Origin of the sequence: Rhizobium sp. CF080, assembly GCF_000282095.2 — a bacterium.
GTDB lineage: Bacteria > Pseudomonadota > Alphaproteobacteria > Rhizobiales > Rhizobiaceae > Neorhizobium.
This window is the reverse complement of record NZ_AKKC02000015.1, coordinates 23,930-36,484: the sequence shown is the minus strand read 5'-3', so window position 1 is coordinate 36,484 and position 12,555 is coordinate 23,930. Positions and strand designations below refer to the sequence as shown.

General features: G+C 61.5%; 9 protein-coding genes. 1 reads left to right on the top strand and 8 read right to left on the bottom strand.

The genetic code is table 11. The features are described 5' to 3' along the window. Window positions 1-44 precede the first annotated feature (44 nt). The 8 genes from PMI07_RS27125 to PMI07_RS27090 form a co-directional block, all read right to left on the bottom strand. Entirely contained in the window at window positions 45-1,292 is a 1,248-nt protein-coding gene (locus PMI07_RS27125; protein ID WP_007760962.1) for an MFS transporter, read from the bottom strand. Window positions 1,293-1,389: 97 nt separating this feature from the next. Then, on the bottom strand, window positions 1,390-3,459 hold the full coding sequence (locus PMI07_RS27120; protein WP_007760963.1) for a tripartite tricarboxylate transporter permease: 2,070 nt from the start codon (window positions 3,457-3,459) through the stop codon (window positions 1,390-1,392). Window positions 3,460-3,535: 76 nt separating this feature from the next. Continuing rightward, on the bottom strand, window positions 3,536-4,570 hold the full coding sequence (locus tag PMI07_RS27115) for a tripartite tricarboxylate transporter substrate-binding protein (RefSeq protein WP_007760964.1): 1,035 nt from the start codon (window positions 4,568-4,570) through the stop codon (window positions 3,536-3,538). Window positions 4,571-4,618: 48 nt separating this feature from the next. Then, window positions 4,619-6,043: an MmgE/PrpD family protein gene (locus tag PMI07_RS27110; protein ID WP_024164198.1), complete on the bottom strand. Its 1,425-nt coding sequence runs from the start codon at window positions 6,041-6,043 to the stop codon at window positions 4,619-4,621. Between the two features lie 80 nt (window positions 6,044-6,123). Beyond that, window positions 6,124-7,794, bottom strand: coding sequence for a thiamine pyrophosphate-binding protein (locus PMI07_RS27105; protein WP_007766104.1), 1,671 nt, complete (start codon window positions 7,792-7,794; stop codon window positions 6,124-6,126). Next, window positions 7,791-9,293, bottom strand: coding sequence for a tripartite tricarboxylate transporter permease (locus tag PMI07_RS27100; protein ID WP_024164197.1), 1,503 nt, complete (start codon window positions 9,291-9,293; stop codon window positions 7,791-7,793). The genes PMI07_RS27105 and PMI07_RS27100 overlap by 4 nt, the downstream gene beginning before the upstream one ends. A 5-nt stretch (window positions 9,294-9,298) precedes the next feature. After that, window positions 9,299-9,784 carry a tripartite tricarboxylate transporter TctB family protein gene (locus PMI07_RS27095; RefSeq protein ID WP_007752996.1) on the bottom strand — a complete coding sequence of 162 codons (486 nt, stop codon included), beginning with the start codon at window positions 9,782-9,784 and terminating at the stop codon, window positions 9,299-9,301. 52 nt (window positions 9,785-9,836) lie between these two features. After that, window positions 9,837-10,841, bottom strand: coding sequence for a tripartite tricarboxylate transporter substrate binding protein (locus tag PMI07_RS27090; RefSeq protein ID WP_007752998.1), 1,005 nt, complete (start codon window positions 10,839-10,841; stop codon window positions 9,837-9,839). 316 nt (window positions 10,842-11,157) lie between these two features. Between PMI07_RS27090 and PMI07_RS27085 the strand changes: the two genes are divergently transcribed. Continuing rightward, on the top strand, window positions 11,158-12,393 hold the full coding sequence (locus PMI07_RS27085) for a LysR family transcriptional regulator (protein ID WP_007753000.1): 1,236 nt from the start codon (window positions 11,158-11,160) through the stop codon (window positions 12,391-12,393). The last annotated feature ends 162 nt before the right edge of the window (window positions 12,394-12,555 follow it).

Genomic DNA, 12,555 nt, shown 5'->3' with positions numbered 1-12,555 from the left:
TTCAACACTTCAAGGCACGACGTCCGTCAAATGGCGTCAGAGTATCAAGTTTCAACCAGGTGATCGCGCCGTCGCAGCGCTGGAAACATCCATGCCCAGAGGGCCGATACGATGATTGTCCCCGCGCCGCCACAGACGATCGCCGGCACCAGGCCGAACAACGCCGCGGTCGCGCCGGACTCGAATTCGCCGAGTTCGTTCGATGCGCCGACAAACACCGAGTTGACCGCTGCAACCCGTCCGCGCATCGCGTCCGGTGTGTCCGCCTGCACCAATGTCTGGCGAATGACGACGCTGCACACATCGGATGCACCGATCAGCCAAAGCATGGCGAGCGACAGATAGACGTTGGCCGAAAAGCCAAACATGATGGTCGCCAGCCCGAATATGGTGGTGGCGATGAAAAGTTTTACACCGGCATTCCGTTCGATCGGGTAATAGGCAAGGAAGAGGCCCACCATGACGGCACCGACGGCGGGCGCTGACCGCAGGACGCCCAGTCCCATTGGTCCGAGATGCAGGATTTCGTGGGCGATGATCGGCAGCAGCGCTGTAGCACCTCCGAGCAGAACGGTGAAAAGATCCAGCGAGATGGCGCCCAGCACGGCCGGCCGATGCCAGATGAAGACGAGGCCGGCAAATATATCGCTCAACTTGACGGGCGACTTCGCGACTGTCTGCGGCTTCTTGCTGATCAGGAAATTCAAGGCCGCCGCCAGCAGATACGCAGTGCTTGCGACCGCGAATGGGATCCAAGCGCCGAACACATAAAGCAGGCCGCCAAGAGCCGGGCCGATGATCGTGGCGATCTGGCTGGTGGAGGACGAGATACCGACGACGCGGCTGAACACGTCGCGCGGCACGAGATTGGCGACCATCGCCTGGGACGCGGGGGTCGCGAACCCGCGGGCGATGCCGAAGAGGATGAACAGCCCATAGACCCTGCCGATCGCGACAGGCTCCGAAACGGCCACGGAGAGGAGGCCGAGTGCGACCACCGCCATGAGGATGAAGCTGCAGCCGATCACCAGGCGGCGCTCGAAACGGTCGGCGACGATTCCGGACACCAGCGACAAGGCGAGTTTAGGCCCGAAGGCTGCGAGCCCCACCAGACCGAGCGCCATGGCGCTATGCGTCACATCGTAGACCAGCCAGCTGACCGCGACGGTCATCACCTGCGTGGCAGATATCCAGAGAAAACGGCCAATAAGATAAAACAGGACGTCCCGTTGCCGCAGGATCGAAAGACGGCCCCGTTCAACCCCGGCAGTGTCTTTCGGTACAGCATCCACCCCGGACGCTCCTTTCCTAAAACTGCTTAACACGTCGGCGCGGTCCGCAAAGGCTGCCCGATTTCAGACGGGTTGCCATCGCGGACCGCAGTGTCGCCTATCGCAACGAAGGGATGAACTGCAGGGCCGGGAACAACATGCCCGCAAATGTCCGCGGCCATGGGATCATCAGCAGCTGGTCGAAGACGACATAGACGAAAGCGGCAAGGCCGAAGGCCATCGGTAGCACGAGTGTCCAGCGTTCGCGCCCCTCGATCCGCATATAGGCAATCACGAACCACAGAATGGTCGGGACGATACCGATCGTCGCCATCGACAGAAGGAAGGCCAGCATCCACCCGAGGAAAGCGGCGGCGCGGTCTCTGATCTGCCTGTTCGTCAAATGGGCGTCGTCGCCGACGCTATCCATGTAGAGCGCCTTCTCTTCCTCCACGTCCCCTTCCTCAGGCTCGGCAGCAAGCGCCCCTCGGGTGAAGACGGAGTTGAAGAGGGAAAGACCGACCGCCGCCATGGCGGTGAGCGTGACGATCCTGGGCACGAGCAAGGTCGTGTAGGGCCAGCCGATGGTGAGTATCAGCAGGTATCCCAGCACCAGCAACAGGACAATCGAGAACAGATCGGTGAGAGCGAATTGCGGTCTTGCAAAACGCAGGCCCGAACCACCCTTCCGGCGGCTCTTCAGGATGCTCTGGATCATCGGGCGAAGGATCCCGTAGAGTGCGATGCAGAGGATGACGGCGACGATCGGATGCAGGAGCCAATCCGCGCCGTAGAGCCGGATCGAGATGAAGAGCTGCCGTTCGATCGTGTCGCCGAGAACCACGCCGAGGATCAGCGGCGCGCGCGGCCACCGAAGCCTCTTCATCGTCCAGCCGATCGTGCCGAATGTCAGTAGCGCGATAAGATCGCCCCATTGGCGCGAACCCTCGAAGGCGCCGATGAAGATGATGCTGGCAACCATCGGCAGGACGAGCGTGTAGCGCAGCGTTGCGATCTTTGCGAACTGGCCGCTGAAGGCATAGCAGAGCCCGGCGCCGACGATATTGGCAAGCGCGATGCTCCACACCATCGAATAGGTCACGCTGAGGTTCTTGCTGAGCATGTCGGGGCCGGGAACGAGGCCCTGCGACAGGAATGCGCCGAGAATGATCGCCATGCCCGCCGTTCCCGGAATGCCGAAGGCGATCGTCGTGATGAGCGAACCGCCTTCCTTGGCATTGTTGGCGCTTTCCGAGGCGATGACGCCTCGGACGTCGCCCGTGCCGAATGTCTTCTGGCCGCCTTTGACGCTGCGGGCCGCATGCGCATAGGCCACCCAGTCGACGACCGAGCCGCCGATGCCGGGGATCGCGCCCAGCGCCGTCCCGATCCAGCTGCAGCGCATGATCAGCCACCAATGCTGGAAACAGTCCTTTGCGCCCTGCCAGATGCCGAGGTTGACGTCGAATTTCTGGTCCGGCTTGAGCTTCTGGCGGGCGATTGCCATGTCGCAGAGTTCGGGAAGCGCAAAGAGGCCGAGCGTGATCGGGACGAGCGGAATGCCCTCCCAGAGATAGAGATTGCCGAACGTCCAGCGGAAGGCACCGGTGCGGGGTTCGGAACCGATCATCGAAATCATGATGCCGATCGAGGCAGCGGCGAGACCGCGAAGCGGGGCACTGCTCGAGAGCGCGGCGACCATGGAAAGGCCGAGAATGGAGATCGCCAGCATTTCCGGCGTACCGATGAACAGCATCACCGGCCGCAGGATCGGCACGGCGAGGCCGAGGAGTGCCGCACCGAACAGGCCACCCATCAGCGACGACATGTATGCGGCGCTGAGCGCGCGTCCCGCTTCGCCGCGGCGCGCCATCGGAAGGCCGTCGAGGACTGTCGCGGCCGAGCTTGCTCCGCCCGGCACACCGAACAGGATTGCCGGAATCGGGTCGCCGGTGGATGTCGTCGCGCTGAGGCCGAGAAGGAATGCAAAGGCGGTGTAGGGATCCATGGCAAAGGTGAACGGCAGCAGCAGGGCCGTTCCCGCGAGGCCTCCGATCCCGGGAATGATGCCGAGAATAACGCCCAGCAATGCGGCAAGGCACAGAATGGCGAACCGCATCGGGTCCAGTATGATAAGCAGCGCATCGCCGGCGGCGGTGAGCATGCCCATGGCTGTAGAGGCGTCCATGAGGCGTCCTTCAAATCAGGAAACGTGTCAGTGCAGCGTGGGTGGGGCGCGACGGTCGCCGCGCCCCACGGATGCATCATTGAGGCTTGAGCAGCGCCTTGACCGACTTGATGGTCTCTGCCGGCGTCGCATAGAGCGTCTTGACGATCGCTTCCGCCTGCTTGCCGTCCACAAGTTCGACGGTGGCGTTCTGCTTGGTGAGTTCAGCCTTGAACTCGGGATCGCTGGCGGCGTCCACGAAAGCCTTCCGCAGCGCTTCGAGGCGATCAGCCGGCACTTCCGGCGGTGCCGCGAACGGGCGGCCCGTCTGCAGCGGCAGGAACATGAACTCGAACAGCTCCTTGGCCTTCTGGTCCTTGACATAGTCGAGGATCAGCGGAACGTTCGGGATGGCCGGATTGCGTTCGACACCCATCTGGGCAATGACGTTGATCTTGCCGTCTTTCAGCCAGCTCGCGTCGTTGCCGCTGAGAAGGCTCGTGACAGTCAGGAAGCGGCCCTGCACCTCGCCGCGCTCCATGGCAAGCGCGATTTCGTCATTGCCCTTGTAACCGGCGACGATATCCATCTTGCCGCCGAGAAACTGGTTGATGATGGCGGGGAACGTGCGGTTCTCGTTGTTGAACGAGGTCGCGCCAATCGTCAGGGCTTTGGCGAAGAGATCGTCGATCTTCTTCACCGGAGCGTTCTGCCAGGTGGCCAGCGCATAGGTCTCCTTGTTCAGGCTGCCGAGCCAACTCACCTTGCGCGGGTCGAAGCCGATATTGTCGTCGGAGACCAGCGGCAGGTAGAGGTTGTTGCGCTGAAGCATCGCGACGACCGTCCCGTCACGTGCCTCGGAGTTCTGGAGCTGCGCCGCGGCAGTCAGGCCGCCGGCGCCCGGCAGATTGCTGATCACGACATTCGGTTTGCCCGGCAGGTATTTCGAGAAATACTTGATGAACGCTCTGGCATAGAGGTCGGCCCCGCCTCCCGGTGCGGCGCTGACGATCAGCGTTACGTTCTTGCCCTTGTAGAATTCAGCGGGCGTCTGCGCATGCGTGACCTGTGCGGTCATCATTGTCAGGACCACCGCCACGGCGGCCTTGGTCAGATTACGTCTGGTCGTCATGTGTACCTCCCATAGTTACACGACTAGGATCGAACGGCGTCCTGCCGCTCAATGTTTTGCAGAGGATGACAGCATTCCCATGATGGGCGCTATCGACGTCTGATTGCGGATATCCAGCAGACCGTCGATCAGGCGGTCCTGAGCGGCGCGATCCATGAAATCGCTGGTAATATCGAGGAATTTCTCGACGACTGGCGCCTGGTTGAGACCACGATCGGGGAACGAATGGCCCGGCGGATAGAGGCATTCGGTCTCGATCGTCTCGCCGCCGGCCATGCGGATCTTGAGATTGCAGGGCATCGCGGTCGGCGCCTTGGCCGCAAGCTCATTGGAGACCTGCAGCTTGACCTTCGCGGTCAGTGCCTTGGTGACGGGCTCGTTCCAGCGTTCGTTGTCGAACTGCTTCTTGGTCAGCGTCCCGTCGATCAGGCAGACGGCAGGCAAAAAGGTGAAGCTGTGGTCCGCCGTCTCGCGCGTCGAAGGCGTCAGCCGCGGCACTTCTGCCTGCTGCTTGCGGATGATCGGCAGGTCCGCCATCGTGACTTCGATTGCCTCGATCTCGCCGATCCGGTTCTTGACCTTGTCATGGGCTTCGAGCGCCGCGACGACCTCGGACTGCGCCGTGCCGATGCAGGCGAAGGTCTTCACATGCGAATTCAGGATGTAGAGGGAATCCTCGATCGGAGCCCAGAGGTCCTGTATGCCGAGCGATGGTTCGAAGACCGAAACCAGCCCCCACTTGTGGTCGAGAATCTGCTTCGGTCCGGTCATGCCCTTGGCCGCGAGCAGCGCTGCCTGCACGCCCTGCTGGGCGGTCATGGCGCCGACCATGTTCTTGGCGCCCGAAAGCTCGCCGTAACGCACGATCGAAGGCGTCACGCAGCGCGCGGCGGCGAGCGCCAGCGCGTTCGTCTGCTTGGCCTGATCGAGCTTCAACAGCCGGCCGGCCATTGCCGCGGTCACGAGGCCCGAAGCGCTGGTGCCGTCCCAGACCGAGGAATAGGGCATGAGATTGCGCAGGCGGCGGAACAGTTCATATCCCATGGTGATCGCGGTCAGCACGTCGCGGCCCGTCGATCCCAGCATTTCACCGACGGCCAGTGCCGCGGCAAGGCTGTCGCTGCAATGACCGCCGACATGCAATTTGCCTTCCTTCATGATGAACTGCACATCGTTGAAGTCGAGCGACCGGACGAGCGCGCAATTCAGAAGCGTCGCGTTGAGAACCGAGGTCCGGAACGGATGGCCGATGGCAGCGCATTGCGGATTGCCGCCGAGCTCCTGGACAAGTTCGGCAACGCGACGCGGGGAGCCGGCATCATGGCTTGCGAAGGCGCAGCCGATGGAGTCAAGCGTAATGAGCTCGGCCTGGCGCAGAGCCAGATCCGTCGTGTAGGCTTCATCGGTGTGCAGCGTCCAGGCAGCAAGCGCCGAAATCGACGCGACGTCCTTGTTTGGAATATGTTCGTTCATTGAGTCTCAAGTCCTTCATTGAAGCGCCGTGGGCGCCTTCTTGTTCGGGTGGTTCGACAAGGCGTTTCCGCCCGACCGTCTTAGTGTGTATGCGCGCGCATGACCGGCGTGGTGACGTTGTCCGCGATATGGATATCCCAGAGTTCGGTGCCCTCCCCGGCTTCGCGGAACTCTTCGAACAGCATGTCGAACTGGTCGATGCGGTTGATCAGTTTGCCGCGCAGGCCAAAACCGCGGGCGACGGCCGCAAGATCGCCACGCCCGTGGACCGCTCCCTCGGGGCTGATGCCATCCGCATGCATCTTGTGGATTTCCGATCCGTAGGCGCCGTCGTTGAGCACGCAGATCAGCAGCTTGAGACCGTGACGGCGCACCGTCTCCAGCTCCTGTGCGTGCATCAGCAGGCTGCCGTCGCCGTCGAGCAGGACGATGGTCTTGTCAGGCTTGGCTGCGGCAGCACCGATTGCATAGGAAAGGCCGTTGCCGATTGCACCGAAGTCGCGGATGACATTGAAGTTTTCCGGCTTGCGGCCGCGCAGCTGCGCGGTGAAGTAGGCGCAATGCCCTGAACTGTTGATGATCTCCCAGTCTTTGGGCACGACCCTGTCGATTGCAGCGACCGCATCGCGCGGATCCACAAAACCCGGCTGTGGAGAAAAGACGGTGGCATCCGCCGGAGCTTCGGCGATCTCCCTGGCAAGGGCATCGCTGCGCCAGCCGGATTGCGACCGGCCCGGCCCGAGTTTGTTCAGGATCGCCGTTATCCCTTCACGGGCATCGGCACGCACGTAGAGATCGGCCGCCTTTCGACCATGCTTGAGGCCGAGCGGCTGGGTGTCGATCTGGATCGACCTGGCATTCCCATAGAGTTTGCCGCCATCCGAGGTGAAGTGCGAAAGGCTTGCTCCAACCGCGATCAGCAGGTCGGCTTCCTTCATCAGCCGGTGTCCCGTGGCGCGGGCGTAACCGCCCGAAATGCCAATACCGAAAGGATGGTGGTCGAACATGCCGCGCACTGGCAGCGTGGTGGCCAACATTCCCCCGCAGGCATCGGCAAGTTGCTCGCAGCCGGCCTCGGCTCCGGCGCTGAGCACTCCGAGGCCGGCGACGACGACGATCTTCCGGGACTGGTGGATGGCCTCGACGGCGCGGTCGACATCCGCCGGATTGGGCAACATGGCGCCGAGTTGGGGTATGAATGCGGACGACGGCTCGTAGCTGTAGGGCTTCGACAGAGCCTGCTTTTGGATATCGAGCGGCACGGCAAGCACCACCGGGCGGCGCTCCATCCGCGCAATCACGAATGCCTCGCGGACATAGTCCGTCATCCGTTGCAGGCTGTGGCCGGAGATGTAGTGGGCACCGGTGCCGACAACGAGCGGACGCTGATCGACATGCTGGTTGTAGAAGGCCGAGTGCAGCGGGCTTTCGCCGGCGAAGACGACGAGCGGGATGCGGGCCTGCGCGGCGGTGGTCAGTGCGGTCATGATCTGGGTGAGCCCCGGTCCGCAGGTGACGGATGCGACGCCGACCTTGCCCGTGGCGCGGGCATACATCGTCGCCATCGCGCAGGCGGCATGCTCATGCCTGGCATAGACGCCGCGCGTGCCGAGATCGGTCAGGCTCGCGGCCCAATGCATGTTGCCATCACCGAGCAAGGCGAAAAGGACGTCGGTACCTTCGTCGCGGAATGCGGCGGCAAGTGCCTGGTAGGCGATGGGGTTGGCGGTGTTTGCCGGATTTGCATTCATTTCGCGACGACTTCCGTAGTGTTGCGCCGGCGCTTCGGAATGAACGGAATGCAGAACACGAAGACGCTGAGCAGGAGAAGGATGACGGCGATCGGGCTTCCGACCAGGATGCCCAGGTCGCCGCCGGAGATGGTGAGTGATTGACGGAATGATTTCTCAAGCAGGCCACCGAGCACGATCGACAGAACGAGCGGCGGGATCGGGATCGAGAGCTTGCGCATCAGGTAGCCGAGAACGCCGAAACCGAGCGCCAGGAACAGTTCCAATACGCTTTCATTCAGCGAGTACACGCCGATGCCCGCGACGACGAGGATCAGCGGCATCATGATGCCGATCGGCACATAGAGGATCCGGACAAACAGCATGATCAGCGGCAGGTTCAGGATGAACAGCATGACATTGCCGATATACATGCTGTCGATAAGGCCCCAGACGAGCTCGGGGTTTTTCGCCAGCAGGCCCGGTCCAGGCTGGACGCCATAGATCATGAAGGCGCCAAGCAGAATGGCGGTCGATGCGGAGCCCGGCAGGCCGAGCGCGAGCAATGGCACGAACGCGCCGGTGGCGGCGGCGTTGTTGGCGGCTTCTGGGCCGGCCACGCCCTCGATCATGCCGGTGCCGAATTTCTCCGGCTCCTTGGAAAGACCTTTTTCGAGACTGTAGGACAGGATCGTGGCAATCGTCGCGCCGCCGCCCGGCAGGATTCCCTTGAAGAAACCGATGAAGCTGCCGCGCAGGATTGGCATGCGCGCCCGCCGCCACTCGTCCCTGGTAAGCCATAGCGAACCTTTCAGGCCGATGAGCTCGGTCTTGCCGGCGAACATCTGCTCCAGCGTGACGAAGACCTCCGAGACAGCGAACAGCCCAACGGCCGCGACGATAAAACCGACGCCGTCCTGCAGTTCCGGAACGCTGCCGGTGAAGCGTGACGTGCCGCTCTGAAGGTCGATGCCGACAGTCGCGATGATTAGGCCGATCGCAACCGCGAAGGCCGCCTTCGGTAGCGACGATCCGGTCAGCGACGTCACCGAGGCCATCGAAAAAAGCAGAAGCGCGAAATATTCGGCCGGCCCGATCGTCAGGGCAAACCGCGACAGCGGTACCGCGAGCAGGCTGAGCAGTATGACGCTGATCGTCCCGGCGATGAACGAGCCGATGGCGGCGACCGCAAGTGCGGCGCCGGCTCGTCCGGCCTTTGCCATCTGGAAACCGTCGAGCGTCGTCATCACCGACGAGGCCTCGCCGGGTGTGTTGATCAGGATCGACGTGGTCGAGCCGCCATACTGGGCGCCATAATAAAGGCCGGCCAACATGATGATCGCCGAAGCCGGTTCCATGCCGAACGTCGCCGGGATGAGCAGGGCCATGCCGGCTGCCGGTCCAAGCCCTGGCAGCACGCCGACGATCGTTCCCATCACGCAGCCGAGAAAGGCGTACCAGAGATTGATCGGCTCGAGAGCGACGGCGAAACCACCGATGAAATGGGTAAGCTGTTCCATGCCACCTATCCGAATTCGAAGATGCCGGCGGGCAGGCGTGCGCCGAAAAGCCGGTCGAGAAGAAGATAGATGCCCAGCGGGAAGAGCACGGCCACGATGATATTGGTCTTCCATTGGCCGCGATTGCTGAAAGACAGGAAAGCGATCAGGAATAGTGCAGTCGATACGAGGAAGCCGAGGAAGTCGAAGATCACGTAATAGGCGGTCAGCAGGGCGAGCGCGACGATGGCCACGCGGGTCACGCCATCGCCTTCATCCGCAGCCTCCGGGGCGGCGCCGCGGCGCCGCCTCTCCAGCACAAAGTGTTCGCCGATCAACAGCACCGAAGCCACACACAAGGCAATCGCCAGCGCATATGGAAACATGCGTGGTCCCACCGGATCGCTGAAAGCCGGGACGGACAATCGGCTTGCGGCGATCGCGTAAACGACGGCCAGGACAAAACCGAATGCAGCGATGAATAGGCGCGATTTTTCGACGAGCTTGGGCATTGCCGACTTCCCATCCGTTCCGTTGGTGGATTTCAGGTGCGCGAAAGCGGCGCTACTTCGTCCCGGACGCTCCGACCAATGTCAGATAGTCGCGGAACTGCTTGTCCATTTCGGCAAGGAATTTCGCGCTGTCGGCCGCGTTCAGGTAGCGCGCCTCGAAAATTTCCTCCTTGGCGCTCTTCTTGTAGGCATCGGACTTCATGAAGCCGTCGAACGCCTTTTGCCAGAAATCGACCTCCTCCGGCTTCAATCCCGGAGGGCCGATGATGCCGCGCCATGCCGAAACCGAGACATTGTAGCCGAGTTCCTTCCAGGTCGGGACATCGCCAAGCGGCGCTGCGGCGCGGTGTTCGCCGGCGACCGCGATGAAGCGAAGCTGCTTGTCGTCGATGAACTGCATCATCGAACCGGGCGGCGTGACGACGACGTCGACATGGCCTCCGAGAACCGACGTAATGCCCTCGCTGCCCGACTCGAAGCTGACCGCCTTCAGCTTCCTGATATCCGCACCGACCGACTGGGCCAGCAGCACCGCCGCCATATGGTTGGCAGTTCCAAGGCCGCTGGAGACAGAAAACGAGACGGAGGACGGATCGGCCTTGAGTCGTTTTGCGAGATCGGTAGCGTCCTTGATCTGTGAATCGTATTTCACCGCAAACATCATCGGCTCCTCGTAAAGGATCGAGATCGGGGTGAAATCGGCGAATTTCAGCTCCGAGCGGCCGAGAAGATTGTTCGAGATGAGCAAGGTGTTGACCGCCATCAGATGCGAAGCATCCTTGGCATGCCCTTTCATGTAGGCGAGCGCCACAGCGTGCCCGCCGCCCGGCTTGGGAAGCACGATGCTCTCGCCAGGAATGAGTTTTTCGGACTTGAGATAACCGTCTGCAAGCCTGGCAAGACGATCCATGGCGCCGCCCGGCGCATTGCCGATGACGATTTCCACCGGCTTTGCCGGCTTCCAGTCAGCGGCCGGTGCAGCTCCGCCGGATACTAAAATGCTGGCTGCGGCAAGCGCGCCGAACGCAAGGTTTCGGCTCTGTTTTTCCCAAAGCATGCGCATGGTCTCCTCCCACGGATTGTTCTTCTGCAGCCAGGGCTCCCATCCCCAACTTCGCCTATTAGAGAACTATCCCGACCGCTTCATTGCAAATTGAAACTGCGTGGCAGGTTATAAGTTTATACTGAAGGAAGGAGGCGAATGACCAACTGGACGAGCGAAATTCAAACGAGGCACGCGTAGTCGCTTGATACATTTGGAGTGGATTCAGGCGGGAAAACAGCTATCCTCCGGGAAGTTTAGAGGGAGGAGACGACGATTTCCCGGAGAGATAGAAGTTCTATCTCCCAGGAAGCGTCATTGATACTGACTAATGGCCAATTTTTTTGACGAGGAAAACAGCAGTGCCACGGATTTCGTAATCCCGAATATTCGGCACCTGCGCGTGATCGACGCCGTGGCGCGCAATGCGAGCGTCAGCCGGGCTTCCGTGGAAGTCAACCTGTCGCAACCGGCCGTAACGCAGGCGATTGCGAAGATAGAGGCGATGGTTGGGCGATCGCTTTTCGACCGCCGGCAGAACGGCTCCTATCCCACCCCCGCGGGCGAGGTCTTTCTCCATCGTATCAGACGCTTCCTGGATCAGTGCGATCGCGCGTTGTCGGAGGTCAGTCAGACCGATTCGATCCAACCGCTCCTACGGCACGTGACGAGCGCACAGATCCGGTGCCTTCTCGCGATTGCGCGGAGCACTTCCTTCTCCCAGGCAGCGCGAGCCGTGGGCATCTCCACCGCGTCGCTTCACCGGGCTGCACGGGAGATCGAAACGATATTGCAAAAACCTCTCTACCAGCCGACAAAATACGGCCTCATCCTCAGCCCCGTGGGCCTGGAGCTTGCCCGGAAGATTGGACTTGCGACGCGGGAAATAGAGGCGGCGGACGACGATATCCGCTACCTGGACGGTGTCGAAAGCGGCCGGATCTCCATAGGCACCTTGCCCATGTCCGGTGCCTACCTGATCGGTGCCGCGATTGCCGACCTGACCAACCAGTTTCCCGAGGCACGCGTATCGATCACCAACTCGCCCTACGGGATTCTCCTGAACAGCCTTCGAACGGGGGCAATCGACATCATCTTCGGCGTGCTGAGACGGCCGGATTGGGCAATCGACATCGAAGAGGAACCGCTTTTCTATGACCCCTACTGCATTGTTGCGCGGGCGGGACATCCTTTGGCGTCGCTGCCTTCGATCTCGATATCCGATCTCACGCATTATGACTGGATCGCCCCAGGCGAAGGTTCGCCGCGCCGACGCTATTACGACGCGCTGTTCGAAGGCGAGGAAAGGCGTCCGCGTATCGGCATCGAGACAAGCTCGCTCTCGACCATCCGCTCGATCATTGCCCAGAGCGATCGTCTGACGCTCGTCAACCGGCACGAGGTCGAGATCGAAGAAAGGCTGAAGCTCGTCAGCATCCTCAAATGGACACCCAGCCTGCCGCCCATGCAGAAGGGCATAACCACGCGCTCGGACTGGCATCCGACACCGATCCAGTCCCGCTTCATGAACCTGCTGCGCAAGCACGCGAAACTCGCGGCCGGATAAAGGCCGATATTTTATAGGACCGGACTGAGAATTGATCCCCTGTCTCCGGAACACCTCTGCATAATCAGCAACATCAGACTGCATCAACCAGTTGTTGATGGTGCGAGATTTCAAGCGGACCGTCATTCAATTGTGAAATGGGATCACGGAACCGTTGAAAAA

Bases quoted from the DNA above. Each gene is read 5' to 3' on its own strand.
- PMI07_RS27105 (WP_007766104.1), bottom strand. From the start codon at position 7,794: ATGAATGCAAATCCGGCAAACACCGCCAACCCCATCGCCTACCAGGCA.
- PMI07_RS27095 (WP_007752996.1), bottom strand. From the start codon at position 9,784: ATGCCCAAGCTCGTCGAAAAATCGCGCCTATTCATCGCTGCATTCGGT.
- PMI07_RS27120 (WP_007760963.1), bottom strand. From the start codon at position 3,459: ATGGACGCCTCTACAGCCATGGGCATGCTCACCGCCGCCGGCGATGCG.
- PMI07_RS27100 (WP_024164197.1), bottom strand. From the start codon at position 9,293: ATGGAACAGCTTACCCATTTCATCGGTGGTTTCGCCGTCGCTCTCGAG.
- PMI07_RS27115 (WP_007760964.1), bottom strand. From the start codon at position 4,570: ATGACGACCAGACGTAATCTGACCAAGGCCGCCGTGGCGGTGGTCCTG.
- PMI07_RS27090 (WP_007752998.1), bottom strand. From the start codon at position 10,841: ATGCTTTGGGAAAAACAGAGCCGAAACCTTGCGTTCGGCGCGCTTGCC.
- PMI07_RS27085 (WP_007753000.1), top strand. From the start codon at position 11,158: ATGGCCAATTTTTTTGACGAGGAAAACAGCAGTGCCACGGATTTCGTA.
- PMI07_RS27110 (WP_024164198.1), bottom strand. From the start codon at position 6,043: ATGAACGAACATATTCCAAACAAGGACGTCGCGTCGATTTCGGCGCTT.